This window comes from Aeromonas sp. FDAARGOS 1417 (assembly GCF_019046985.1).
Classification (GTDB): domain Bacteria; phylum Pseudomonadota; class Gammaproteobacteria; order Enterobacterales; family Aeromonadaceae; genus Aeromonas; species Aeromonas veronii.
In genome coordinates this window covers 4,610,115-4,636,127 of the sequence record NZ_CP077221.1, presented here as the reverse complement: position 1 = coordinate 4,636,127, position 26,013 = coordinate 4,610,115, and the positions used below count along the sequence as shown (strand labels likewise).

General features: G+C 59.0%; 23 protein-coding genes. 15 read left to right on the top strand and 8 right to left on the bottom strand.

Going from position 1 to position 26,013, the window contains the following annotated elements; all coding sequences use genetic code 11:
* Positions 1 to 15 precede the first annotated feature (15 nt).
* The 5 genes from I6L47_RS21540 (at position 16) to mltB (ending at position 5,453) form a co-directional block, all read left to right on the top strand.
* Positions 16 to 1,212, top strand: coding sequence for an ABC transporter substrate-binding protein (locus I6L47_RS21540; protein ID WP_216948331.1), 1,197 nt, complete (start codon positions 16 to 18; stop codon positions 1,210 to 1,212).
* Positions 1,213 to 1,289: 77 nt separating this feature from the next.
* Positions 1,290 to 2,924, top strand: a complete 1,635-nt coding sequence (locus I6L47_RS21535; RefSeq protein ID WP_216948330.1) for an ABC transporter permease — start codon at positions 1,290 to 1,292, stop codon at positions 2,922 to 2,924.
* Positions 2,925 to 2,947: 23 nt separating this feature from the next.
* A complete protein-coding gene (locus I6L47_RS21530) occupies positions 2,948 to 3,598 on the top strand; it encodes an ATP-binding cassette domain-containing protein (protein ID WP_216948329.1) in 651 nt (216 codons plus the stop codon).
* Positions 3,599 to 3,614: 16 nt separating this feature from the next.
* Positions 3,615 to 4,256: a CDP-alcohol phosphatidyltransferase family protein gene (locus I6L47_RS21525; protein WP_216948328.1), complete on the top strand. Its 642-nt coding sequence runs from the start codon at positions 3,615 to 3,617 to the stop codon at positions 4,254 to 4,256.
* 105 nt (positions 4,257 to 4,361) lie between these two features.
* Entirely contained in the window at positions 4,362 to 5,453 is a 1,092-nt protein-coding gene (mltB, locus tag I6L47_RS21520) for a lytic murein transglycosylase B (protein WP_216948327.1), read from the top strand.
* 48 nt (positions 5,454 to 5,501) lie between these two features.
* On the opposite strand, the gene I6L47_RS21515 is transcribed toward mltB, so the two are convergent.
* The gene (locus I6L47_RS21515; protein ID WP_005334289.1) at positions 5,502 to 5,984 is read right to left on the bottom strand and encodes a MarR family winged helix-turn-helix transcriptional regulator; all 483 of its coding nucleotides are present in this window, start codon (positions 5,982 to 5,984) and stop codon (positions 5,502 to 5,504) included.
* A gap of 95 nt (positions 5,985 to 6,079) precedes the next feature.
* On the opposite strand from I6L47_RS21515, the gene I6L47_RS21510 reads away from it, so the two are divergent.
* Positions 6,080 to 6,961, top strand: coding sequence for a DMT family transporter (locus I6L47_RS21510; RefSeq protein ID WP_216948326.1), 882 nt, complete (start codon positions 6,080 to 6,082; stop codon positions 6,959 to 6,961).
* Between the two features lie 86 nt (positions 6,962 to 7,047).
* Here the strand turns inward: I6L47_RS21510 and pgm are convergent, their stop codons facing one another.
* A complete protein-coding gene (gene pgm / locus I6L47_RS21505) occupies positions 7,048 to 8,697 on the bottom strand; it encodes a phosphoglucomutase (alpha-D-glucose-1,6-bisphosphate-dependent) (protein WP_216948325.1) in 1,650 nt (549 codons plus the stop codon).
* Between the two features lie 57 nt (positions 8,698 to 8,754).
* The gene (seqA, locus tag I6L47_RS21500; RefSeq protein WP_216948324.1) at positions 8,755 to 9,264 is read right to left on the bottom strand and encodes a replication initiation negative regulator SeqA; all 510 of its coding nucleotides are present in this window, start codon (positions 9,262 to 9,264) and stop codon (positions 8,755 to 8,757) included.
* 274 nt (positions 9,265 to 9,538) lie between these two features.
* Here seqA and I6L47_RS21495 point away from each other — a divergent pair, with 274 nt between their 5' ends.
* Genes I6L47_RS21495 through fldA form a run of 4 tightly spaced genes read left to right on the top strand, consistent with a single transcriptional unit; the run spans position 9,539 to position 11,479 of the window.
* Positions 9,539 to 10,321: an alpha/beta fold hydrolase gene (locus I6L47_RS21495; RefSeq protein WP_254204784.1), complete on the top strand. Its 783-nt coding sequence runs from the start codon at positions 9,539 to 9,541 to the stop codon at positions 10,319 to 10,321.
* Positions 10,322 to 10,376: 55 nt separating this feature from the next.
* Complete coding sequence (locus I6L47_RS21490; RefSeq protein WP_005334296.1) at positions 10,377 to 10,598, top strand: DUF2788 domain-containing protein; 222 nt, start codon at positions 10,377 to 10,379, stop codon at positions 10,596 to 10,598.
* 20 nt (positions 10,599 to 10,618) lie between these two features.
* Positions 10,619 to 10,915 (top strand): LexA regulated protein, encoded by a 297-nt coding sequence (ybfE, locus tag I6L47_RS21485; protein ID WP_005334297.1) that lies wholly within the window; start codon positions 10,619 to 10,621, stop codon positions 10,913 to 10,915.
* Positions 10,916 to 10,954: 39 nt separating this feature from the next.
* Positions 10,955 to 11,479 (top strand): flavodoxin FldA, encoded by a 525-nt coding sequence (gene fldA / locus I6L47_RS21480; RefSeq protein ID WP_216948323.1) that lies wholly within the window; start codon positions 10,955 to 10,957, stop codon positions 11,477 to 11,479.
* A 90-nt stretch (positions 11,480 to 11,569) separates the two neighbouring features.
* On the opposite strand, the gene I6L47_RS21475 is transcribed toward fldA, so the two are convergent.
* A complete protein-coding gene (locus I6L47_RS21475) occupies positions 11,570 to 12,043 on the bottom strand; it encodes a DUF4442 domain-containing protein (RefSeq protein ID WP_021231104.1) in 474 nt (157 codons plus the stop codon).
* A 241-nt stretch (positions 12,044 to 12,284) separates the two neighbouring features.
* Between I6L47_RS21475 and fur the strand changes: the two genes are divergently transcribed.
* Positions 12,285 to 12,713: a ferric iron uptake transcriptional regulator gene (gene fur / locus I6L47_RS21470; RefSeq protein ID WP_005334301.1), complete on the top strand. Its 429-nt coding sequence runs from the start codon at positions 12,285 to 12,287 to the stop codon at positions 12,711 to 12,713.
* A gap of 116 nt (positions 12,714 to 12,829) precedes the next feature.
* Here fur and glnS read toward each other — a convergent pair whose 3' ends face one another.
* From glnS to nagE, 3 genes are all read right to left on the bottom strand, one after another.
* Positions 12,830 to 14,491, bottom strand: a complete 1,662-nt coding sequence (gene glnS / locus I6L47_RS21465) for a glutamine--tRNA ligase (RefSeq protein ID WP_005350535.1) — start codon at positions 14,489 to 14,491, stop codon at positions 12,830 to 12,832.
* Between the two features lie 354 nt (positions 14,492 to 14,845).
* Positions 14,846 to 17,509: a beta-N-acetylhexosaminidase gene (locus I6L47_RS21460; protein ID WP_005334304.1), complete on the bottom strand. Its 2,664-nt coding sequence runs from the start codon at positions 17,507 to 17,509 to the stop codon at positions 14,846 to 14,848.
* A gap of 121 nt (positions 17,510 to 17,630) precedes the next feature.
* A complete protein-coding gene (gene nagE, locus I6L47_RS21455) occupies positions 17,631 to 19,109 on the bottom strand; it encodes an N-acetylglucosamine-specific PTS transporter subunit IIBC (protein ID WP_021231106.1) in 1,479 nt (492 codons plus the stop codon).
* Between the two features lie 273 nt (positions 19,110 to 19,382).
* Between nagE and nagB the strand changes: the two genes are divergently transcribed.
* From nagB to I6L47_RS21440, 3 genes are read left to right on the top strand one after another with little or no spacing between them, the layout of a single operon-like run.
* Positions 19,383 to 20,183 carry a glucosamine-6-phosphate deaminase gene (gene nagB / locus I6L47_RS21450; RefSeq protein ID WP_005334308.1) on the top strand — a complete coding sequence of 267 codons (801 nt, stop codon included), beginning with the start codon at positions 19,383 to 19,385 and terminating at the stop codon, positions 20,181 to 20,183.
* Between the two features lie 9 nt (positions 20,184 to 20,192).
* Positions 20,193 to 21,338 (top strand): N-acetylglucosamine-6-phosphate deacetylase, encoded by a 1,146-nt coding sequence (gene nagA / locus I6L47_RS21445; RefSeq protein ID WP_216948322.1) that lies wholly within the window; start codon positions 20,193 to 20,195, stop codon positions 21,336 to 21,338.
* A 4-nt stretch (positions 21,339 to 21,342) separates the two neighbouring features.
* A complete protein-coding gene (locus I6L47_RS21440) occupies positions 21,343 to 22,557 on the top strand; it encodes an ROK family protein (RefSeq protein WP_005334312.1) in 1,215 nt (404 codons plus the stop codon).
* Positions 22,558 to 22,628: 71 nt separating this feature from the next.
* Here I6L47_RS21440 and I6L47_RS21435 read toward each other — a convergent pair whose 3' ends face one another.
* Entirely contained in the window at positions 22,629 to 24,245 is a 1,617-nt protein-coding gene (locus tag I6L47_RS21435) for a phosphoethanolamine transferase (protein WP_216948321.1), read from the bottom strand.
* 230 nt (positions 24,246 to 24,475) lie between these two features.
* On the opposite strand from I6L47_RS21435, the gene I6L47_RS21430 reads away from it, so the two are divergent.
* Positions 24,476 to 25,711: an HD-GYP domain-containing protein gene (locus I6L47_RS21430; protein ID WP_216948320.1), complete on the top strand. Its 1,236-nt coding sequence runs from the start codon at positions 24,476 to 24,478 to the stop codon at positions 25,709 to 25,711.
* Positions 25,712 to 26,013 lie beyond the last annotated feature (302 nt).

The window sequence follows — 26,013 nt, the reverse complement described above, 5'->3', positions numbered from 1 at the left end:
ATCAGGGAAACGTTTATGCTCAAGCCATTCTCACAACTCAACTCACAGCTCAAACAGCGGCTAAACGCCCTGCTGTGCGCCCTGCCACTGCTGGCCAGCGGCCCGCTGTTAGCCAGCCCTGATGACAACTGGCAACAGACCCTTGAGGAGGCGAAGGGGCAGACCGTCTACTTCAACGCCTGGGGCGGCAGCCCGGAGATCAACGCCTATCTGGTGTGGGCCGGGCAGGAGCTGGCGCGCGACTATCAGGTCAAGCTGGTGCAGGTGAAGGTGGATGACATCGCCCAGAGCGTCAGCCAGCTGCTGGCCAACAAGCATACGGGCAAGCAAGTTGGCGGGCCCATCGACCTGCTCTGGGTCAACGGCGAGAACTTCAAGGCGCTCAAGGAGCAGGGGCTGCTCGGTGCTCCCTTTACCGCCGAGCTACCCAACATGGCACTGGTCGACAGCACCCTGCCGGTGAGTGAGGACTTCACCCTGCCGGTGGAAGGACTGGAAGCCCCCTGGGGCATCGGCCAGCTCAATCTGATGGTCGATACCGAAGAGGTCGCCAGAGCGCCCACCTCGGCTGCAGCCCTGCTGGCGTGGGCCAAGGCCCATCCCGGCCGCTTCACCTATCCCAAGCCGCCCCAGTTCCATGGCTCCAGTTTTCTCAAGCAGATCCTGCTGGAGTTGACGCCAAACCCCGCCCCCCTCTATCGGGAGGCGACCGAGAGCGATTTTGCCCAGCTCACCGCCCCGCTCTGGGCCTGGCTCGATGAGCTGCATCCGGCACTCTGGCGCAAGGGCAAACTGTTCCCCACCAGCGCCGCCGAAACCCGCCAGCTGCTCGATGATGGCGAGCTGGCCATGGCCATCAGCTTCAACCCGCAGGAGGCGCAGAGCGCCGCCCAGATTGGCGCCCTGCCCCCCAGCGTAGAGGCGGTCGCCATGAGCAAAGGCGCGCTCACCAACAGCCATTTTCTCGCCATCCCCTTCAACGCCAGTGCCCGTGCGGGTGCCAAGGTGGTGGCCAACTTCCTGCTGAGCCCGGCGGCGCAGGCGCGCAAGGCCAATCCGGCCTTCTGGGGTGATCCCAGCGTGCTGCGGGCCGATGCCCTGCCTGACTCCGCCAAAGAGCAACCGGCACTGCGCTTCAAAGCGGTGGCCGAGCCTCACCCCAGCTGGCAACTGAGACTCGAAGCCGCCTGGGCCGAGCGTTACGGTCACTGATGAGTGCCGCTGGTCACCCGCTTTCCCGCTCCCGACCGTGGCGCCGGTTGACACGCCCCCCCAGTATGAGTACGGGGATGGCGGTCATTTATCTGGCGCTCTTCGTCATCCCTCTGCTGGCAGGGCTATGGCAACTGCTGGCGGAGGGGATGACCGCCTCTCATTTCGCCTTGCTGCTCGCCCAACCCGGTCTTTGGCACTCCGCTGCGCTGAGTCTGTGGATTGGCGCCGCCTCGACCCTCGGTAGTCTGCTGTTGACCGCCCTGCTGCTGGCCCACAGCAACAGCCGGGCTTTCGGGCTGCTCCGTCGTCTGCTCTCGCCCATGCTGGCCATGCCCCACGTCGCCTTTGCCATCGGTTTTGCCTTTCTGCTCGCCCCCTCCGGCTGGCTGCTGCGGCTCGTCTCGCCAGCTCTGACCGGGTTTGAACTGCCTCCCGATTGGCAGACCATTCGCGACCCTTGGGGGCTCGGGCTGATTGCACTGCTCGTTCTCAAAGAGACCCCCTTTTTGCTGCTGATGGCGATGGCCGCACAGCAACCTATCCAGCTGGCACGCCAGCAGTGGCTGGGGGCGAGCCTTGGCTTTAGCGCCCCACAGATCTGGTGGCGCCTGCTGCTGCCCGCCCTCTGGCCCGCCCTGCGCCTGCCCATCTATGCGGTGGCGGCCTACGGAGTGGCGGTGGTGGATCTCGCCCAGTTGCTCGGGCCCGGCGCCCCCGCCCCGCTAGCGGTACGGTTGTGGCTCTGGTATCAGGATCCGGACCTGCTCTGGCGCGGCGCCACCGCCAGCGGCGCCCTGCTGCTGCTCGCCATAACGGCACTGCTCATCGCCCTGTTCAGATTACTGGAGTGGCTTCATAAAGAGATGGGCAAAGGCTGCTGGCTCGATGGCAAACGGGCGGCGCCCCACTTCTTTGCCAACCGGCTCGCAGCGGGCTTTGCCTTCACCCTGATCACCCTCAATCTGGCGGTGCTGGCGGCGCTGCTGCTCTGGTCACTGGCGCGCCGCTGGCCCTTTCCCGCCCTCCGGCCCAGCCAGTGGAGCAGTCACTACTGGCTGGATCTGCTGCCAACCCTGCTGCCGCTGCTGACAACCAGCACACTGCTGGCGCTGGTGAGCGGCTTGCTGGCACTGATGATGGCGGTGTGTAGTCTGGAGGCACAAGCCGGCCGCAGCCCCTGGCCGCTCTGGCTTATCTGCCTGCCGCTGTTGCTGCCGCAAGCGAGCCTGCTGTTTGGTATCCGGCTCGGGCTGGACTGGCTTGCACATGACTCGATAAGCAGCGGTATTGGCTGGGGCTGGGTGCTCTGGAGCCAGCTGCTGTTTGTCTTTCCCTATGTCTATTTGTGCCTGCACGGCCCCTATCGCCAGTTCGATCCACGGATCACCCAAAGCGCTCTGCTGCTGGGGGCCACGCCGTGGCGAGCCTGGTGGCAGGTGAAAGCGCCACTGCTGGCGCGCCCGCTGCTGTTTGCCTTCGGCGTCGGGGCAGCCGTGAGTTTGGCCCAGTATCTGCCGACCCTGCTCTTTGGCGCGGGCAGAGTGGTCACCATCACAACCGAAGCGGTGGCCATCGGCAGCGGCCTCAACCGGCGGCTGGCGGGGCTCTACGGCCTGCTGCAACTGCTGCTGCCGCTCGTTATCTATCTGCTGGCGCTCTGGCTGCCGGCACGGATCAATCCGGCGCTCAAGGGGGGCGGCTCACGATGAACTCTGATGATGGAAACAGCCATATGCTGAGCACCACACCTCTTCGACTTTACCTTGATGAAAATCCGCTGCTCTCGCTCCCTGCCCTGCAGGTGGCCCCCGGCGAGGTATTGACCCTGATGGGGCCGAGCGGTTGCGGTAAAAGCTCCCTGCTGGCAGGGCTGGCGGGGGTACTGCCCAGCGCGCTGACAGGAAATGGCCCGATCCGGCTGGAGGGAGAGATAAGGCTCGGCGAGCGGCCACTCAACGCCTTGCCCGCGCAAGCGAGGCGCATCGGCATGCTGTTTCAGGATGACCTTCTGTTCGACCATTTGACGGTGGCGGAGAACCTGATGTTCGGCATGCCTGCGATCATCAAGGGAAAACGTGCGCGGCGGGAAAAGGCGTTGGCCGCATTGGCGCAGGTCGCACTGGCAGATCAGGCTGACAAGCTGCCACAGCTGCTGTCAGGGGGTCAGCGTGCGCGGGTCAGTCTGCTGCGAGCGCTGTTGGCCGAACCCGACGCCCTGCTACTGGACGAGCCCTTCTCCCGCCTCGACAAGCCGCTGCGGGCCGCCTTTCGCGAACTGGTGTTCGCGCAGATCAAGGCGCTGGCCATCCCCGCTATTCTGGTGACCCACGACGAAGAAGATGCGCCGGGCACCATACTCAACCTCACCGAATGCCACTGTTAACCGAGGAGTGTTCACCTTGTTTGATCGCCATCTGATCCCCGTGATCCGCAGCCCTCTCACCCAGCTTGCCAAACCGCTCTGCCGTGCCGGGATCAGTGCCAATCAGGTGAGCCTCAGCGGCTTTGCCATCGGCATGCTGGCGCTGCCGCTGCTGGCCTTTGGCTGCTATCAATGGGCGCTCGGGGCGATCCTGCTCAACCGCTTGCTGGACGGGCTCGATGGCGCCGTGGCGCGGGAAACCGGCATCACCGATTGCGGCGGCTTTCTCGACATCACGCTCGACTTTATTTTCTACGCCGCCGTGGTGCTGGGCTTTGCCCTCGCCGCCCCCGCCAATGCGCTACCCGCCGCCACCCTGCTGTTTGCCTTTATGGGCACAGGGTCGAGCTTTCTGGCGTTTGCCATCATGGCGGGCAAGCGGGGGATCGACAATCCGGTCTACCACCACAAATCCCTCTACTATCTGGGCGGCCTCACCGAGGGGAGCGAAACCATCGCCCTCTTTGTGCTGATGTGCCTGTGGCCCACCGCCTTCGCCCCGTTCGCCTACGGCTTTGCAATGCTCTGCGCCATCACCACCCTGACCCGGCTCTGGAGCGGTTACCACACCCTGCGTCACCCCCAGCGCGAAACAGCACAGCCCTCACAGAAGGGCTAATCCATCGCACGATGAATTGGCGGCAAACAAGGCACACGGAACACTTGCACGGGGATGACAATGTTTTACCATGACGGCACTTTTATCAGTCTCTTTGAGAACCCTATGCGTCGCCTTGCCTCTCTTCTCACTCTGTCGTTATTCCCCCTGCTCGGTGGCTGCAGCAGCTCCCCAGCGCCAAAGCCCGTGGTCGTCCCCCAGCCCAAGAGCGCCTTTATCAATCAGGCGCCATCGAGCAAACCCGTTTATACACAAGGGGTTAGCAAGGGGGACTTCGCCAATCGCCCAAACGTGGACAGATTCGTCCAGAAGATGGTCGAGAAGCACGGTTTTGACAACGCCCAGCTGCATCAGGTGCTGGCACAGGCAGAGCGTTACGACTGGATCATCCGCCTGATGGATGCCCAGGCGCCGACCACCGCCAAGCCCACCGGCCCGACCGGTGCCTGGAACCGCTATCGCGCCAAGTTCATCACCCCCGACAACGTACAGAACGGCGTCAACTTCTGGCGTGAATACGCAAGCGAGCTGAACCGGGCGGAGCAGGTCTACGGGGTGCCGCCTGAGATCATCGTCGGCATTATCGGGGTCGAGACCCGCTGGGGCCGAGTGATGGGCAAGACCCGCATTCTGGATGCGCTGGCCACCCTGGCGTTTGATTATCCGCGTCGTGCCGAGTTCTTCACCAGCGAGCTGGAAGCCTTCCTGGTGATGACCCGCGACGAGGGGATGGATCCCACCGAACCCAAGGGCTCCTATGCAGGCGCCATGGGCTACGGCCAGTTTATGCCCTCCAGCTTCCAGCGCTATGCGGTGGACTTTGACGGCAACGGCCACACCAACCTGTGGGATCCGGTGGATGCCATCGGCAGCGTCGCCAACTACTTCAAGGCCCACGGCTGGGAGAAAGGCCAACCGGTTGCGGTGCGCGGTCAGGGCCAACTGCCCGGCTATGAGCATGGCTTTCAGACCCGCTACCCGGTCGCCACCCTGCGCCGTGCTGGGCTGACGCCAACCAGTAGCCTGGGCAACCACAGCGAGTCGAGCCTGCTGCGCCTCGATGTCGGCACCGGCTACCAATACTGGTACGGCCTGCCCAACTTCTACACCATCACCCGCTACAACCACAGCACCCACTACGCCATGGCGGTGTGGCAGCTGGGTCTGGCGGTGAAAGAGGCCAAAGGCGGTTACTGAGTAAAGCACTGATTTGCCAACAAAAACGGGCCTACTGGCCCGTTTTTGTTATTCGTTTTCCAGCAACCAGCGTTTGAGCAGTGCCGCTAACTGAGCCTGCTCCGCCTCGGTCAGTGGCGCCAGCAGGCGACGCTCGTTGGCCACGTGCAGCTCAACCGCCCGGTCGATAAGCGCTTTGCCCGATTCGGTGAGGCAGACCAGCAGACTGCGCCGATCGCTGGGCGCCGCTTGCCGCTCTATCAGTCCCCGCTCGGCCAGCTTGTCGAGCCGGGCCGTCATGGCACCCGAACTCAACATGGCCGATTGGTAGAGCACTGTCGGCGTCAGTGGCTCACCCGACCGACGCAGGGTCGCCAAAATGTCGAAGTCCGTGCCAAGCAAGCCGCACTCCTTGAGCTCTTCACTCACCTCACGACCGGCAATTGCCGCCATCCGGGCTACCCGACCCAGCACCCCCATAGGAGAACAGTCGAGATCCGGTCGCTGCCGGGCCCACTGAGCCAGCAGCAGGTCTACATGATCTGATTCCATCGCCAACTACTTATCTTTATATCGAGATACTTGATGATAAATCAATTTGGCGCTAATTTATCTTTATTTAAAGATACTTTATGATGAGATAAATAATGCCAATGCTGATCGCCTTGCTGGCTCCACTGCTGTGGGGCAGCACCTATGCTGTCGTCAGCCTCTACCTGACTGACTACTCACCCTACTGGGTTGCCGTATGGCGGGCACTGCCTGCTGGGCTGCTCTTGTTACTGTTGCATCCGCGCATGCCGCCTCTGCCCTGGGGCAAGCAGTTCCTGTTGGCGTTTTGCAACATTACCGCCTTCTTCGCTTTGCTGTTTGTGGCGGCCTTCCGGCTGCCGGGGGCAGTAGCAGGTACACTTGGTGCCACCCTGCCGCTGGTGCTGATGCTACTGGCCTGGTTGCAAGATGGCACACGACCGAGCCTGAAATGGCTACTGCAGGGATTGATGGGGTTGGCTGGGGTATTACTGTTGCTCAACCCCTCTGCCAATCTGGATCCTGTCGGAGTTGCATGCGCCATGCTGGCCACAGTGCTGATCGGCCAATCCAGCCGCTGGATGCGCCACTGGCCGGTAAACGATCTGCTGGCGCTGACCGCCTGGCAATTGCTGCTTGGGGGCTTGATGCTGATCCCGCTCGCCTGGTGGCTAGCTGGCCCAATGCCGTTACCGGATCCGGCTAGTGCGCCGGGATTGCTCTGGTTGATCCTGCTCAATACCGCGCTGGGCTACTGGGCCTGGTTGTGGGGATTAAAGCACCACGGCCCAGAGGTGATGGGCATGCTGGCCCTCACCAATCCCATGATGGCTGTGTCGCTTGGGGTATTGATGGTGGGTGAAACCCTGGATGTCAGCCAGTGGATCGGCATCGGGGTGATCCTGCTCTCACTGTTCCTGATGAAGCTGCCAGCACGCCCCTTCTTCAAACGTTGGCAAGCTCGCCGAGCGAGTACAGGGATCTGTAACGAGGCGTAAACACCAGACCACCTCAACCCACGCATAAACAAGAGGAGCCATTTCGGCTCCTCTTTTTAGTCAGCGGTCAGTGACTTGAAGATGGCTTATACACCAGCCTTGGCCAGTGCCGCGGAGACGATCTGCTGGGCCTCCTGCTGGATGAGGTCGAGGTGCGCGTCGCCCTTGAAGCTCTCCATGTAGATCTTGTAGATGGACTCGGTGCCGGAGGGACGCGCCGCGAACCAGCCGTTTTCGGTCACCACCTTGAGGCCGCCGATGGCGGCATCGTTGCCCGGCGCCTTGGTCAGCTTGGCGATGATGGGCTCACCCGCCAGAGTGGAGGCTTCCACCAGCGCCGGATCCAGTTTGGAGAGCACCGCTTTCTGGACACTGTTGGCCGGTGCGTCGATACGGCGATAGCTGGAGCGGCCAAACTTGGCTTCCAGTGCGTCGTAGTGGGCCTGCGGATCCTTGCCGGTCACCGCCAGAATTTCCGCCGCTAGCAGCGCCAGAATGAAGCCATCCTTGTCGGTGGTCCAGACTGTGCCATCTTTGCGCAGGAAGGAGGCGCCCGCGCTCTCCTCGCCGCCAAAGCCGAACTCGCCGCTGTAGAGGCCATCCACGAACCATTTAAAGCCGACCGGCACCTCTTTGAGGGTGCGGCCAATCTCGCCGGCCACCCGGTCAATCATGGAAGAGGAGACCAGCGTCTTGCCGACAGCCGCATCGGCAGACCAGCCGGTGCGATGGGTAAACAGATACTGGATTGCCACCGCCAGATAGTGGTTCGGGTTCATCAGGCCAGACTTGGTAACGATACCGTGACGATCGTAGTCAGGGTCGTTGCCAAGGGCGATGTCGAACTTGTCTTTGAGGGCAATCAGGCTCGCCATGGCGAACGGGCTGGAGCAATCCATCCGGATCTTGCCGTCTTTATCCAGGGTCATGAAGGAGAAGGTCGGGTCGACCTTGTAGTTCACCACCTCGATGTTCAGGCCATAGGTCTTGGCGATGACGTCCCAGTAGGCAACGCCGGAGCCACCCAGCGGATCGACACCGATCTTGATGCCCGCGTTCTTGATGGCATCCATATCCAGCACGTTCTTCAGATCATCCACATAAGGGGTGACATAGTCGTGCTCGACCACGAACGGGCTCTTGAGCGCATCGGCGAACGGCATCCGCTTCACACCGGCCAGACCCGCTTCCAGAATGGCGTTGGCACGGTCCTCCACCCACTTGGTGATCTCCCCTTCGGCGGGGCCACCGTGGGGCGGGTTGTACTTGAAGCCACCATCTTCCGGCGGGTTGTGGGACGGAGTGATCACCACGCCGTCGGCGCGCGCGGCAGGCTTGCCCGCGTTATGGCGCAGGATGGCGTGAGAGATGACCGGGGTCGGAGTAAAGCCGAGGCCAGCCTGAATGCGGGTTTCAACGCCGTTGGCGGCCAGCACTTCGACAGCGCTGGCAAAGGCGGATTCGGACAGGGCGTGGGTATCCATACCGACAAATAGCGGGCCAGTGATACCGGCCTGCTGGCGATACTCCACCAGTGCCTGGGTCACCGCCAGAATATGGGATTCGGTAAAGGCATTGTGCAGGGCACTGCCACGGTGGCCGGAGGTACCAAAGGCCACCCGCTGCTCGGGGCGGCTCATGTCCGGCTTGTTGAGGTAGTAGGCGCTGACCAGACGGGGGATGTTGGTCAGGTCGCTTAAACGGGCCGGTTGACCGGCGTGGGAATGCTGAGCCATGGCGTTTTCCTTGCGTAATGGCGGCCTTGCGGGCAAGGCCTGAGTCTTGAAGAATCGTTAAATGGCGCCACACACTTGCACGATCACCTCTTCGCCATAGCCCATGCTGGCCATCAGCTGGGCAACCATGTTCTGCTTGCGGCTGGTGTTGGTGTTGGTGATCACCCAGAACGGGGTCTCCGGTACCGGCTTGGGCTTGGTGGTGCTGCCACTGGCGCGCAGAGCCTCGGGATCCTGCGAGAAATAGACGCGCTTGCGCCCCTTGATTTCGGTGGCCTGGGTAAAGCCTTCCGGGTTATCCCGGTAGAGGGTACTCAGCACCAGCATGAAGCGGTTGATGGACTTCTCTTCTTTTTGCAGCTCACCAGAATCGAGCAAGGCTTGCAGCCCTTGTTGGGTGGCTACCGTACTGGGCTGCGCGACAGCAACGGGCTCGACAACCGGCACACGTTGGTGAGCAGGCTGTTCCAGCAGACGGCGCAGGATATCGGAGGCACTCTCACCAATGTGCCGGGTCTGGCTGGCGATATAGAAGTAGAGATCGTCATCAAGCTCGATGGTTTTCATAGGGATGCGCTGGACTCGTCGAAATTCGGATGCGGCGATTATACATAGGCAAACCCGACAGCCCAAGCAAGGGGCTGGCAGATGTACATGAATCTCATCGAGAATACGGCATAATAGCGGGCCAAGTGTGTGATCAGCCGCACTGATAGCCGATCCGGACGGGATTTTTTAGAAAAAAAACCACATTTATTCCCCATCCGTTGGACGAAATCCTTTTCTTTCCAGTGCGTTAAATAAAACAGCGATACGCACCCACGACCGACAAGGTGTCATTTTGCAACAAAACAGCATATTGAACTTCAAGGAGCTGGGTCAGGGCCCGGCGGTCATTCTGATCCACGGCCTGTTTGGCAGCCTCGACAACCTCGGCCTGCTGGCCCGTGCTCTCTGTGAACAGTACCGGGTCATCAGCGTCGATCTGCGCAACCACGGTGCCTCCTTTCATAGCAGCGAGATGAGCTATCCGGCCCAGGCAGCCGATATCCTGACCCTGATGGATCGGCTGAATATTGCCGAAGCGACCCTGATTGGCCACTCGATGGGCGGCAAGGTGGCGATGCAGGTCGCCAAGCTGGCGCCTGAGCGGGTGACCAAGCTGGTAGTGGCCGACATGGCGCCAGTCGCCTATCCCCATTCCCGCCACCAGAATGTGTTCGCCGGACTCAACGCCACCCTGCATACGCCGCCGCAAAGCCGTAGTGAAGCGGAAGCCATGCTGGCGCAGCATATCGAGCTCGCCGGGGTGCGCCAGTTCCTGCTCAAATCGTTCGCCAGAGGCGAGCATGGCTGGGGTTGGCGCTTCAATGCGCCCGCCCTTGAGCAAAACTACGCCAACATCATGGGCTGGCCAGACGATGAACGCCGCTTCGAGGGGCCGGTGCTCTTTATCAAGGGGGGGGATTCTGACTATATGCAGCCCCAATACAGCGAGACGGCACTGGCCCAATTCCCGGCAGCAAAGGTGCGTGTCATCGCGGGTACCGGCCACTGGCTGCATGCGGAAAAACCGGCTCTGTTCAACAAATTGGTTGTGGATTTCCTGTCGACAGGCGGTTAACAGTTTCAAATCCTTTGTGATATAGTGCGCCGGTCATAAGGAGTGTGCGCAATCCATGCTAAGTGAACATATCGACCTGATCGAAAGTTTGGGCCTCAAGTTATTCTTTGTGGCCATTTTCATATTGATTGGCCTGGCCATTCAGGACGTGCTCAAGCGCGGCAACGTGCCCCGTTTCGGTCGTTTTATCGTCTGGTTGGTACTGTTTCTGGGTTGTGCGGGTTTTGTCGCCAAGGGGCTGATCGAACTGGGCTGGGAAGGCTCAGGACTCGGCTAACTTATTTTCATCTGTGATGTATGGCCAAACAGCAAACTGATCGAACAACACTGGATCTGTTCGCAAATGAGAAGCGCCCCGGCAGGCCAAAGACCAATCCACTCCCCCGCGAGACCCAGCTCAAGATCAACAAGCGTAACCAGCTTAAGCGCGATCGGGAAAATGGGCTGAAGCGGGTAGAGTTAAAGGTGGAGGCCGAGTTGCTGGAGCGCCTGAACCAACTTGCGTTACAACAGAACATCAGCCGAGCCGAGCTGATCCAATCTATCCTGAAACAACAGATTGAGTCCGCCTTTGCGGTGGACATTGCAGTCTGAGCGTTGAGCATTAACACCAAATACGGGTAACTAAACACTATGGCAAGTGTAGGTCTGTTTTTTGGCAGCGATACCGGTAACACCGAAGCTGTCGCCAAGATGATCCAGAAAGAGCTGGGCAAAAACCTGATTGAAGTCCGTGACATCGCCAAGAGCAGCAAGGCCGACATCGAGAGCTTTGATCTGCTGATGTTCGGCATCCCGACTTGGTACTACGGCGAAGCCCAGGCCGACTGGGACGACTTCTTCCCCGATCTGGGCGAAATCGACTTCACCAACAAGCTGGTCGCCATCTTCGGTTGCGGTGATCAGGAAGACTATTCCGAGTACTTCCTCGACGCCATGGGCACCCTGCGTGACATCGTCGAAACCAAAGGCGCCATCATCATCGGTCACTGGCCGACTGCCGGCTACGAGTTCGAAGCCTCCAAGGCACTGGTCGATGACAAGCACTTTGTCGGTCTGGGTATCGATGAAGATCGCCAGCCGGAGCTGACCGCCGAGCGCGTCAAGGGCTGGTGCAAGCAGCTGCACGAAGAGATGTGCCTGGGCGAGCTGGAGTAATCCGCCTCCCCTCTTCTCTCTGACAACAAGGGCCCCGACGGGGCCCTTGTTGTATCTGCTTGTTGCGATGCCTGCCTTTATTCTCCCCTGTTATTCACCTCTGTGCTCCGGTTTGGCCCGCACATAGAGGGTGCGCTTGACCTGCGCCACCAGCTCGCCGCTCTTGTCCTGCACCGAGACCTCGAATTCTGGGAAGTGTTTGTTGCCACCTTCAGTCGCCGCCATGATTTCGGCCAGCTTGCCCTCGGTCAGGTTAAACTCGGCCACCAGCTTGCCCTTGCCCGGCTTGATGTAGTTGATGCTGCCCGCCTTGTCCCAGACGTAGTAGCGATTCTTGAAGTAGCCCATCAGCATCAGTGGATAGATGGGGTCTGTCATGGCAAACATGCTGCCGCCAAACTGGGTGCGGTTGGCATTCTTGTTCCACCAGCGGGATTTCAGGGTAACCCGGCAGTAGCGAAAGTCATCGCTCAGGGTCTCTATCTTGATACCGGCGCCCCAGAAAGGGGGCCAGGCGTTGAGTGCGCGGCGCACCCAGGCCGCATTGTCAAAAAGCCAATCCATGGATCTCATCCGACCAGAATATGAAAGTTACATCTTATCAACATCTGCCATGCCAGCAAGTCGGACGACACGATTGATTATTTCAATCCAACCGGCCATTTATGGCTAAACCCCTTGAATTGCTGGGTTTATTTTTAGGGAGGCTACGACCTATAATGACAGGCCAAGCGAGTTCAAGGTTGCCATTCCTGCGGCAGTCCATCAGAATAACCCCACCTTCGAGAATGCGAATAAGTAGAATATGGCAGACAACAACCAAGCGTTAAAAAAGGCCGGGCTCAAGATCACCTTGCCCCGGGTCAAAATCCTGGAAATCCTGCAACAGCCGGACTGCCAGCACACCAGCGCCGAAGATCTCTATAAACGACTGATCGACCTGGGTGAAGAGATTGGTCTCGCTACCGTCTATCGCGTTCTCAACCAGTTTGATGATGCCGGTATCGTTACCCGTCACCACTTCGAAGGTGGCAAGTCGGTATTCGAGCTGGCCACTCAGGAGCACCACGACCACCTGGTTTGCCTCGACTGCGGCAAGGTGATCGAGTTCTCCGACGAAGTGATCGAACAGCGTCAGCGCGAGATCGCCAAGAAATTCAATATCCGTCTCACCAACCACAGCCTCTACCTCTACGGTCACTGTGCTACCGGTGAATGCAAGCACGACGAATAAGTCGGCCGCGACTTGCAGATAACGGACAATAAAAAAGCCAGCTGATGCTGGCTTTTTTATTGTCCGGCGCAGGCCGCTGGCAGCACACAGGGCAGGGTTTCCCCTGCCCTACTGAGTTAGCCTTCTACCTTGCCCCAGGAGTCACGCAGGGCAACGGTGCGGTTAAACACCAGATGCTCCGGGCTGGAGAGCTTGTTGTCGGCGCAGAAGTAACCTTCACGCTCGAACTGATAAGCCTGCTCCGGCTTGGCGTTCTTCAGGGAAGCCTCGACACGGGCACCCTCGATGATCACCAGGGATTCCGGGTTCAGCGCAGCTTCGAAGTCATCCTCGGCGCCCGGGTTCGGTACCTTGAACAGACGATCGTAGAGACGCACTTCCGCTGGCAGGGAGTGAGTGGCACTGACCCAGTGGATCACCCCTTTCACCTTGCGGCCATCGGCCGGATCCTTGCCCAGGGTCTCGGGGTCGTAGGAGCAGTAGATGCAGGTGACTTTGCCATCGGCATCTTTCTCGATGCGCTCGGCCTTGATCACATAGGCATTGCGCAGACGCACTTCCTTGCCCAGCACCAGACGCTTGAACTGCTTGTTCGCCTCTTCTTTGAAGTCCGCTTCGTCGATGAAGATCTCGCGGGTGAAGTTCAGCTCGCGGGTCCCCATCTCGGCATTGCTCGGGTGGGCCGGGGCAGTCAGCACTTCGTCGGCAGCCAGATTCTCGATGACCACTTTCACCGGATGCAGCACGGCCATGGCGCGCGGCGCATTCTCGTTGAGGTCTTCACGGATGCAGGCTTCCAGCATGCTCATCTCGACGATGTTGTCCTGCTTGGTGACGCCGATGCGCTTGCAGAACTCGCGGATGGAGGCCGGGGTGTAACCACGACGACGCAGACCGGAGACGGTCAGCATGCGCGGGTCATCCCAACCATCGACATGCTTCTCGGTCACCAGCAGGTTCAGCTTGCGCTTGGACATGACGGTGTATTCGAGGTTCAGACGAGAGAATTCGTACTGACGGGGGTGGCAGTCGATGGTGATGTTATCCAGCACCCAGTCGTACAGACGACGGTTGTCCTGGAACTCCAGGGTACAGATAGAGTGGGTGATCCCTTCCAGCGCGTCCGAGATGCAGTGGGTGAAGTCATACATCGGGTAGATGCACCACTTGTCACCGGTCTGGTGGTGGTGGGCAAACTTGATGCGGTAGATAACCGGATCACGCATCACCATGAAGGGAGATGCCATGTCGATCTTGGCGCGCAGGCAGGCGGTGCCTTCGGCGAACTCGCCATTCTTCATCTTGGCAAACAGCGCCAGGTTCTCTTCCACACTGCGATCGCGGAACGGGCTGTTCTTGCCAGCTTCAGTCAGGGTGCCACGGTACTCGCGCATCTGCTCGGGCGTCAGCTCGTCCACATAGGCCAGACCCTTTTCAATCAGCTCGATGGCGTAGCCGTGCAGCTTGTCGAAATAGTCGGAGGAGTAGCAGATCTCGCCGTTCCACTGGAAGCCGAGCCACTGTACGTCCTGCTTGATGGACTCTACGTACTCGATATCTTCCTTCACCGGGTTGGTGTCATCGAAACGCAGGTTGCACTGGCCCTGATAGTCGCGGGCGATGCCGAAGTTCAGGCAGATGGACTTGGCGTGGCCGATATGGAGATAACCGTTCGGCTCGGGCGGAAAACGGGTATGCACGCTGCTGTGCTTACCGCTGGCCAGATCTTCATCAATGATCTGACGAATAAAGTTAGTTGGGCTGTTCGCCTGACTCATGGCTCACCTCAAAAAAGCGTCACTGGCGGAAGTTGTGCCGGCTGGCACCCTCATCCCCCCGCCGTCAAGCCGGGTATGATCCCTTATTACGGGCGCTGTCTCAACCTGAATTTGGCACTTCCGGGCCATTTCCCGGCCATTGCACCGCTAAAAACGGCGTGGCTTGGCACATTGCACACCAAATGCATAAAAAAGCCCCGCACGAGGCGGGGCTGAAAGTGATGAAAAACACAAAACAGACAATTACACACAACAAAGGCTCACACGCACAGTCAACCTTTCCCAAAGCAGATGCGCATCGTCCTTGGGAAAGGTGGGTCTTGCGACCCACCTCATGTTAACGGTTGACTGCTATCAGTTCAGTTCGGTGACGCGGCTGGTGCGCTTGCCATCGAAGCTGGTGGTACGCAGGTAGACCTTGCCATTCACGCTCGGCTTGGCCGCGGCGTCATAGGCACTCCAGTTGGTACCGTCCAAGCTGTACTGGATGGGCAGACCCGGCAGATCCACGTTCGCTTCCAGCACACCGTTCACCACTTTGGCACCCGGTACGGAGAGGCGGTATTCAACACCGGCCTGATCCAGTTTCGGCAGCACGCGCTGACCCAGTACGTTGGCAAACTGGTTCCACTCTTTGTTGAGGGTGGCCTTGTTGACGAACTTGGTCTCGCCGGAGAACTCGCGACCCTTCACATAGTTCAGCTCGAAGCCACCTTTGTGCCAGGCACGCTCGGCCACGGAGAAGATACGCGGGTAGACCATGTACTCATACTGAGCATCGGTACGCACGGTTTCACTCCACTGCTGACCGGAGATCCCCTTGAACTTGACCGGATCTTGGTCACCCTTGGCCACGAAGGCATTGCCGTCGCGGTCAACCGAAGTCTCGGCGTTCTGCGGCAGGTTTTCCGGGGCGAAGGCGAACACCTTGCGTGTGTCGTTGAAACGGGTTGCCCAGTAGTAGCCACGTTCGGCCGGGTGTACTTCGTTCGGGAAGTCGAAGTAGAGGTAATCCGGGTTGGACAGCACTACTTGGTAACCCTTGTGCGCCCACTTCATCGCTTCGTTGAAGCCACCCCAGTAGAGGGTTTCCCAGAAGTTGACACGGGTGTTGTCGGTGGCGAAGTCCTTGGCACCGCTGGCGTACTTCAGACCATCTTCCCACGCCTGCAGGGTAGAGAAGCCGCGATCTTTGACCATCTGGCCCACTTCCTTGGCGAAGTAAACCGGCAGCTCGCCCACTTCCTTGATCTTGCCTTCGTCGATCATCTTCTGGCACATCGGGGACTTGCCAAACGGCTTGTCCTGCTTGCTGGAGTCGACGTTGCCTTTCCAGGCGACCAGCTCTTCTTTCTTGGTGACGGCCGGATCCTGATAGCCACCGCCCTGCATGATGTTCTTCGCCTCATCACCACCGTAGTGCCATGCGGTCAGCGGCTGACCGGCGGCCTGGTGCATCTGGGCTACTTCATCCATTACCTTGGCCACGAAGGTGGCAGCACCCGGCTGGCAAGGGTTGATGAAGGACATCTTGTCGTAGAACTGGACCGAGGTGACGTTGGAGGTGTCAGCCGGATCAGTCAGACGGAACTGGTTGGCTTCCGCTTCTTTGCCTTCCGCCATCAGACGCTTGTAGCGCGCTTCCATGGAGACCACGGCAGCACGAGCGTGGGCCGGCATGTTGATCTCGGGGATCACGGTCACCCCGCGGGCCTTGGCATAACGCACCAGATCCACGTAGTCAGACTTGCTGTAGAAACCGGAACCCTGGTTGTCGCTGGTCGGGCCGGAACCCAGTTGCGGCATCAGGCACTTGGTTTCGGACTCGTCGTGGCAACGCTGGCTACCGACCTGGGTCAGCTCCGGCAGACCCGGGATCTCCAGACGCCAGCCTTCATCGTTGGTCAGGCCAAGGTGCAGCACGTTGAGCTTCATGGCAGACATCTGGTCAACCAGCTTCTTCATGGTATCCAGACTGCGGAAGTGGCGGGCCACGTCGGTCTGCATGCCACGGTATTCAAAGCGCGGCGCATCCTCGACGGTCATCGGGCTCACCAGCTTGTCATCAACACCCAGCAGGGAGATCAGGGATTGTGCACCCCAGAATGCCCCGTCGATGTCGCGCCCCTGGATCACGGTGCCCTTCTGACCGATGGTCATGTCATAGCCTTCAGCCTGCTTGAGCTTGCTGCCGAGCTTGATGGTCACCGGGTAGCCGGTGTCGGAGAGGGTAACACCCAGCTTGGTCAGTTGAGCCTTCAGGGCCTCGGCGCGATCGCTCGGCAGATCCAGGGCATTGAGTTTGATGGTAGAGAAGTCAACCTGCGGGCCAGCTTTGACTACCTGCTTCATCGGGGTCGGCAGGATCTGGTTGTCAATCTTGCCAGCTGGCAGCAGGGTGCTGGTCTGGTTGGCCGCGAAACGGGTCTCGCTGTTCATCAGGATGTTCTTGTCATCCTTGGTGCGCTTCCAGCCATCAGCCGGCATCGGCTTCTCGTAGGTGCTGGCATCATTGATGTTGCTCATGCTGGCCAGTACTTTCGGCTCGGCACCTTCGCTGGCAACATACCAGTTCGGCATGATGTCAGATTCGAACAGTACCCAGTATTCCACCACCAGCGGCACTTCGACCGTGGCATCCTTGGCAAAGCCCTGGAACTTCTCGGTTGGCGTCAAACGATAGAGATCGCCGGTCAGGTGAGTGATGGTGAACTGGTCGTTATCCACACGCTGGATACGACGGATGGAGGAGACGTAGATGCTCCAGTCTTTGGAGGTCACGTCCGCACCGGTATTGGTCAGGTGCAGCTTGGCAACGCCACAGCTCGCCCACTCGGAACCGAGTGCCTGGCAATCGAGGCCGGCACCGGCACCGTCGTTGGTGACCACTTCATACTTGACCACCAGGTTGTTGGCGAGGGAGTCGACCACGGCCTGCTTGGCGGCATCGGCTGCCTGGACCTGGCTGACAAAAACGGTAGACATGGCAATGGCTAACAGAGAATGTTTCAAGTTCATAACTGCTGCTCTCATTTGAAGTAAAGGTTGGATTTTCTTGGCTTTTTTATATGGGGCCCCTGAGCGGGGCCCTTAGTTATGTCAACAATGGACTTAGACTTGAGGTGAGCGAGTCGCTCGATTAACGCAGGGCTTTCATCTCACCGGCGATGATTTCGGCCAATGGGCCCAGAATCACCTGCAGGTTCTGCTCACCGAGTTTGACCACACCGGCCGCACCCAGGGCTTTCAGCTTGCGCTCATCGACGATGCTGCGGTCTTTCAGAGTCAGACGCAGACGGGTGATGCAGGCATCGATGGAGACCAAGTTCTCTTGACCACCCAGCACTTCCAGGTATTGCTTGGCCAGCTCGGTACGGTTGGTAGATTGAGCGGCAGCCGGAGCAGTATCTTCGTCATCTTCACGACCCGGGGTTTTCAGGTTCAGCTTGGCAATCACTACGCGGAACACGGTGTAGTAGAGGCCGAAGAAGACCAGACCCTGAGGGATCAGCATGTACCAGTTGGTCGCCAGCGGGTTACGGCTGGAGAGCACCATATCCACCAGACCGGCACTGAAACCGAAACCGGCCATCCACTGCATGGAGGCAGCGATGAACACGGAGATACCGGTCAGTACGGCGTGGATGACATACAGTACCGGCGCCACGAACATGAAGGAGAACTCGAGCGGCTCGGTTACACCGGTGAAGAAGGAGGCAAAGGCAGCTGCGATCATGATGGAGGCAACTTTCTCTTTGTTCTCTTTCTTGGCGGAGTGGTAGATGGCCAGCGCAGCACCCGGCAGACCGAACATCATGATGGGGAAGAAGCCAGCCTGGTACATACCAACCACGCCTTTCACCTGCTCCAGGCTCTTGCCAGCGGCCAGAGCGGCATCGATGGTAGCCTGACCACCCAGGAAGTTCGGGATGTCGTTGATACCGGCCACGTTGAACCAGAACACGGAGTTCAGGGCGTGGTGCAGACCGATCGGGATCAGCAAACGGTTGAAGAAGGCGTAGATACCGGCGCCGGTAGAGCCCAGGCTCACGATGGACTCACCGAAGGAGACCAGACCACCGTAGATTGCCGGCCATACGGCCATCAGGATGAAGGATACGACGATCATCACCACGGAGGTTACGATCGGTACCAGACGGCGACCGGAGAAGAAGGAGAGTGCCTTGTGCAGCTCGACGCTGCTGAAGCGGTTGTACAGCTCAGCGGCGATAACACCACACAGGATACCCACGAACTGGTTGCTGATCTTGGCAAACGCGGCAGGAACCTGCTCCACCGGGATGCTCTTGATCTGGGCCACAGCGCCCGGGCTCAGCAGGGTGGTAACGACCAGGAAGCCGACCAGACCTGCCAGCGCAGCAGAACCGTCTTTATCCTTGGACATACCGTAAGCGACACCGACTGCGAACAGTACGGACATGTTATCGATAATGGCTGCGCCCGCTTTAATCAGGAAGGCAGCCAGCGCACTGTCACCACCCCAACCATTCGGGTCAATCCAGTAGCCAACCCCCATCAGGATCGCGGCGGCAGGCAATACCGCTACCGGCACCATCAGGGCACGGCCGATCTTTTGCAAATAACCGAGAATGTTCACGGTTCCTCTCCTTAGTTAATGTTTTTCTAGAAATTAAGTGCTTATCACGTTTGACGCATAAGCCATCAAGGCTTGATTGGCAGTCTAGGGCTTTTATTTCGCTGCGCAAATTAATAAACCGATAATCGTGATCGTTATCACCCAAACAAGATAAAGGTGGTGGATAGATGTGGCTTAGTTCGCAATCTTTATTTACGCTATAAAACAACTTGAATCCGTCTTAGCCAATTGCCACCGCCAAACCGGTCGCAACCCGACACAGAGGTATCCCATATGCGCCTGATCCCGTTGAAATCTGCCAGCCAAGTAGGCCTGTGGTCTGCTCGTTACATCGTTGACCGCATCAACGCGTTCAAGCCGACCAGCGATCGCCCTTTCGTACTGGGCCTGCCCACCGGTGGCACCCCGCTCAACACCTACAAGCGCCTGATCGAGTTGCACAAAGCCGGTGAAGTGAGCTTCCAGAACGTGGTCACCTTCAACATGGACGAGTACGTCGGCTTGCCGGAAGATCACCCGGAGAGCTACCACAGCTTCATGCACAACAACTTCTTCAGCCACATCGACATTCGTCCCGAGAACATCAACATCCTCAACGGCAATGCCGAGGATCTGGTGGCCGAGTGCAAGCGCTACGAAGACAAAATCAAGTCCTACGGCAAGATCCACCTGTTCATGGGTGGCGTGGGTAACGACGGCCACATCGCATTCAACGAGCCGGCTTCTTCCCTCTCCTCCCGCACCCGGGTCAAGACCCTGACCGAAGACACCCGTATCGCCAACTCCCGCTTCTTCGGTGGCGACATGGAGCAGGTGCCCAAACTGGCCCTGACCGTGGGTGTCGGCACCCTGATGGATGCGGAAGAGATCATGATCCTGGTCACCGGTCACGGCAAGGCACTGGCCCTGCAGGCCGCCGTGGAAGGCAGCGTCAACCACATGTGGACCATCTCCACCCTGCAACTGCATCCGAAGGGAATGATGGTGTGCGACGAGCCCTCTACCATGGAGCTCAAGGTCAAGACCGTTCGCTACTTCCAGCAACTGGAAGCCGCCAACATCGGCCGTCTGTAAGGAGTCGCCATGTACGCATTGACCAACAGCACCCTCTACACCGGCAGCTGCGTGCTGACCGGCTACGGGGTGCTTATCGAGGGCGACAAGATTGTCGCCATCTCTCACCTGGCCGAACTGCCTGCGGGCATCGAGCAGATTGACCTCAAAGGCGCCAACCTGACCGCCGGTTTTATCGATGTGCAGCTCAACGGCTGTGGCGGGGTGATGTTCAACACAGACATCACGGTCGAGACCCTGGCAACCATGCAGGCGGCCAACCTCAAATCCGGTACCACCAGCTTCCTGCCGACCCTGATCACCAGTCCGGATGCGGATATGAAGCAGGCCGTTGCGGTGACCCGTGACTACATGGCTGCCAACCCCAACGAGGTGCTGGGCGTCCATCTGGAAGGGCCTTACACCAACCTCAAGCGCAAGGGGATCCACCCTGCCGCTCAAATTCGCCAGCCAGCGGACGAGATGATCGACTTCTTCTGCGCCAACGCAGATGCCATCACCAAAATCACCCTGGCACCGGAGCGCAACGAGCCGGCCCATATCCGCCGTCTGGTGGAAGCTGGGATCCTGGTCTCGGCCGGTCACACTGCCGCCAGTTACGATCAGGCCATGGCCGGGTTCGATAACGGTATTCGCTTTGCGACCCACCTCTACAACGCCATGACCCCGACCCTCAACGGTCGCGAGCCGGGCGTCGTGGGCGCCATCTATGATCGCAAGGATGTCTACGCGGGCATCATCGTCGATGGGCACCATGTGCACTGGGCCAACGTGCGTCTGGCTCACAAGGCACTGGGGGAGCGACTGGTGCTGGTCACCGATGCCACCGCGGCAGCCGGTGCACCGGAAGGCTTTGAGAAATTTGATTTTTGTGGCACCACCGTCTTTTTACGCGATGGTCAGTGTGTCGACGAGAATGGTACACTCGGCGGTTCCTCCCTCACCATGATTGAGGGGGTGGAAAATCTGGTCAAGCAGGTCGGATTACCGCTCGATGAAGCACTGAGAATGGCCAGCCTCTACCCCGCTCGCGCCATTGGATGGGACTCACGTCTCGGTAGTATCCAGGTCGGTAAAGTTGCCAACCTCACTGTCTTCGATCAGGACTTCACGGTCCGTGGGACCGTGGTTAACGGACACTACACACAACAGTGACATCATGACTGGCGGACAAATAGCAAACGTAGATCTTATCAAGCAGGTCAACAGTGCAGCCGTGTATCGGCTCATCGACCTGCAAGGCCCCATCTCCCGGGTCAAGATTGCCGAGTTGAGTCAGCTGGCCCCGGCCAGCGTGACCAAAATAACCCGGCAACTGATCGAGCATGGCCTGATCAAGGAGACCTCTCCGCAAGCCTCAACCGGCGGGCGGCGTGCCATCTCCCTGACCACCATCAAACATCGCTTTCAGTTTGTCTCTGCCAAGCTGGGCCGCGGCTACCTGCAACTGAGTCTCTATGACCTCGATGGCAAGGAGCTCGACCAGCACGTCATTCAGGTGACCGAGATCGACCAGCAACCCGTGGTCGACATGCTGCTGCGAGAGATTGGCGCCTTTATAGATGCCAACCGCGAACGTTGTCGCAACCTCATCAGCATCGCGCTGACCATGCCGGGTCTGGTCAACCCTGAATCCGGTATGGTCATCTACACCCCCAAGTACCAGATCCGCAATCTGGGGTTGGCGAAGCTGCTTGAGAACCACTTCAACCTCCCCTGCTACGTGGGCAACGACACCCGCTCTCTGGCACTGGCCGAACACTTCTTCGGCGAGTCCCGCGACTGCATGGACTCCATTCTGGTGAGTGTCCATCAGGGGACGGGCTCGGGGATCATCACCAAGGGTCAGGTGTTCCTCGGTCAGAACCGCAACGTCGGCGAGATCGGCCATATTCAGGTCGAGCCGCTCGGCAAGCGCTGCCACTGTGGCAACTTCGGCTGCCTCGAAACCATCGCCTCCAACGAAGCGATCATCGACAAGGTGAAGGAGCTCATCAGCCGCGGTCACCAGAGCGCGCTGCAAGAGAAGCACATCACCATTCAGGAGGTGTGCAAGGCGGCGCTGGCGGGCGATGAACTGGCCCGCAGCGTGATCGAGAACGTGGGTGAGCATCTGGGACGGGCAGTGGCCATCACGGTCAACCTGTTCAACCCGCAGAAGGTGCTGATCGCCGGTGAAATCACCGCCGCCGAAGAGATCCTCTTCCCGGCCATCCGTCGCTGTGTCGAGCATCAATCCCTGCCGAGCTTCCACCGTGGCCTGCCCATCGTGAAAGCCCGCTTCCAGAACCAGCCGACCTATGGCGGCTTTGCACTGGTCAAGCGCGCTCTGCTGGAGGGAGATCTGCTGCAGATCATCATGGAGCAGAAGTAAGGCTCTGATCTTGCGAGATAACAAAACGGCAGCCAGTGGCTGCCGTTTTCTATTGTGTGATTGCTGGCGGTTTAGCCCGCCCGACACGGCTTGAACAGATCCAGCTTGTTGTCGTAGACACTGGTCTGCACATCCATGATCCCCAGCATGGAGTGAAACAGGTTGTCGTGGGAGAAACGCTGGCTGCTCGCCTCCGCCGCCAGGCAACCCATATCAAGCTGGCGATCGGCCTGTAACTGAGGCGAGAACCAGGTCAGCAGCGGCACCCGGGTCTGATCATCCGGCGCAAACTTGTAGGGCGTGCCGTGCAGATAGAGCCCCATGGCCCCGAGGGATTCGCCGTGATCGGAGAGATAGACCAGTCCCACATCATACTGGCTCTCCAGCGACTTGAGCTTGTCTATCAGCAGTCCCACCACCTTGTCGGTGTAGCGGATGGTGTTGTCATAGGTGTTGACCAGCTCTTCGTTGCTGCAGTTTTCAATGTCGCTACGCGGGCAGTCCGGCATAAAGGCGCGCTCGCTGGCAGGGTAACGACGGAAATAGGTCGGGCCATGGCTGCCCATCAGATGAAAGGCCACCAGCTTGTTGCCCTTCATGCCGGCAATCTGCTGATCCAGCCCCTCCAGCAACACCTCGTCATAACAAGACTCCCCCTGACAGAGCGCAGGATAGGATTTGGGAAGGATCTCGATGGTCGGCACATTGCGGCACACCCCTTTGCAACCGCCATCGTTCTCTTTCCACAATACCGAGACTCCGGCATGTTGCAGCACATCGAGCAGGCCGTCACGGGAGCTGGCGAGCTGGTCATCGTAGCCACGGCGCGTGAGGTTGGAGAACATGCAGGGCACCGAAACCGCTGTGGCAGTACCGCAGGAGCGCACATCTTTGAACGACACCACCCCCTGCTCTTTGGCCGTGAAGCTGTTGGTCGCCTTGCCATACCCGTTAAGGGAGTAGTTCTGGCTGCGCGCCGTCTCCCCCACCACCAGGAACATCAAAGTCGGCTTGCTTCCCCGGGCCACCACCCTGGCATCTGTCCCCAACTGCTGGTAAGGGATCGGCGTGGCAAACAGCACATCCCGCCCATATTTGTAGAGGCCGTGCACATAGTTGGCAGGCACAATCTCTTTGGCCAGCGACTTGTTGTTGCGCCCGACCGAGGCGTAATCCTGATAATAAAGTGACGCGACGCCCCCGATAAACAGCAGAGAGATAGCCAGTGCACCAGCCCGCAACGCCCCCCCCTGATACCAGCGAGCAGGATAGCGAATCCGCAGTGACCAGAGCACCAGAACAGGCAGCAGCCCGGTCAGCAGAAACCAGAGCGCAACCGAGCCATTCAAATAGGCCCCCGCCTCACCACTGTTGGTCTCCACTATGTTCTGGATCATGCCGGCATCAAAGATGACGCCGTATTTGAGCATGGCGTAGCTGACGATGGAGCCAGTCAGAATGAGCACGGTAAAAAAGGGCTTGAGCACAAACCGGAACGTGAAGGGAATAAACACGGCATTGAGCGCCGCGATCAGCACCAGCGGGATCGAGATGACAAATCCGGCTTTGACATGGGTCAGGGTGCTGAGCACCGTATAGAAATGCAAAAAGATTGGCCAGTTCAGTACCAGGGCGAAAAAGAGCACCAGCAACAGATTGGTCTGCAGTACACCGAGGGTTACACGCATAAACAACTCCTACATATCGGCCTGCAGCGCAGCGGGCCGGCCAAGCCAACAAAAACGACGGGGCCAGCGTAGGAAGTAAAACTTAAGCGCGAATTAAGAGGAGAAGCACGGCGCTCGTGCGCCCCATCACAGCACGGGGCGCTCCACGGCCCCGAAATGGATTTTTAGTTGTCTATCCATCGGATTTTGCTAGCTTGTTGAGTAGGCATTCATGAAATGCAGGTTAACCGATGGCACTGATCCAAGCCTCGATAGAGCAGTTGAGAGTAGGCCACTATATCCATCTCCCCACGGGATGGACTAACCACCCATTTATGTTCAATACCTTCAAGATCAAGGATCAGCAGCAACTCGACATTCTCCGTCATCTTGATCTCACCCTGCTGTTGGTCGACCCCGACAAGAGCGATCTGCCCATAGAGCCGCTGCTGCGCGGCGATATCCCGGATGCCGGGCCTGATCTTGACGAGCTGGAAGAGCTGATTGCCTCGGGCCCGCCCCCCTTTGACGAAAAGGCCTTTCGCCGCTCCATGCGCGCAGCCGACAAAGCCTTTGGCCAATCCATGAGCGAGCTGCGCGATGCACTCGGGGCGCTGAACCTCAAACCGGATGAGGGACTGGCCAATACCGCCCAGATCGTCCGCAATGCCGCCTTCACCCTCAGTCAGCATGAAGGGCCTCTCGGGCTCCACCTTATTCGCAGCCCCCACACCGATATCCTGCTGCAACACAGCCTCAACGTCGCCTTTATCGCCATGCTGATGGCACGCGAACTCGGCATGAACCCCATCGAGATTGAGGAGACGGGACTTGCGGGACTTATCCACGACATCGGCGAACTGAAAATCCCGAGCCAGATCACCCAAAAACGGGGGGATCTCAACAAGGCCGAGCAGAACTTCCTCAATATGCATCCCCAGTACGGGCTGGAGATGCTGACCCAGCTCAACGCCTTTGAACCGAAAATCCGTCAGGTCGCCCATCTGCACCACGAGCGGCTCGATGGCAGCGGGTATCCGCTCGGGATCAAGGGCGGGGAGATCCCGCCGCTGGCGCGGTTGATCGGGCTGGTCGACTTCTATGACGAGCTGCTCCATCCCCGCAACAGCGGCAACCCGGCCGCGCCGAGTCAGGCCATCAGCCAGCTCTACAAGTTATCCCAGAAGAAGTTCGACCAGAATCTGGTCAAGTTGCTGGTCAAGGTGCTGGGGGTCTATCCGCCGGGTTCACTGGTGAAACTCTCCGACGAGAGCATTGCGCTGGTGCTCTCCACCGAGCCCACCATGCCCCTCAAACCGAAGATCCTGCCCTATATCAAGGCCCAGCGGCCGGAAGCCGTCGCCATGATCGATCTGCGGGAAGATGAACGCACCATCACTGCTTTTATCAAACAGGAAGAGCTCGATGAGGGACAACGGCAGTTCTTCAACCTGACCCGCCGCTTCTGCTACTACTTTGCATTCTGAGTTATCCCCAGAAGCTGGGGATAACTCATTGGACAAACCGGAATAATTGCTCAAACCCCCATCAGAAGGTTGCCAACTGACCATGTATAAAAAACGCCCAGCCAAGGGGCCGGGCGGAGCATGCCACCTCCGTGTGGCGTATCCAGCGGATACATTCATGCTCCATCCATCAATATCAACCCGCTGCCGCTTACACAAATATCAATTTAACATGCTGATTTGATATGGTTTTATCCACTTGTTCTGGCAAACTGGCGGCCCGTTGCGCCCCGTTGGGCCAACAGAACAAGATCCTGATCACA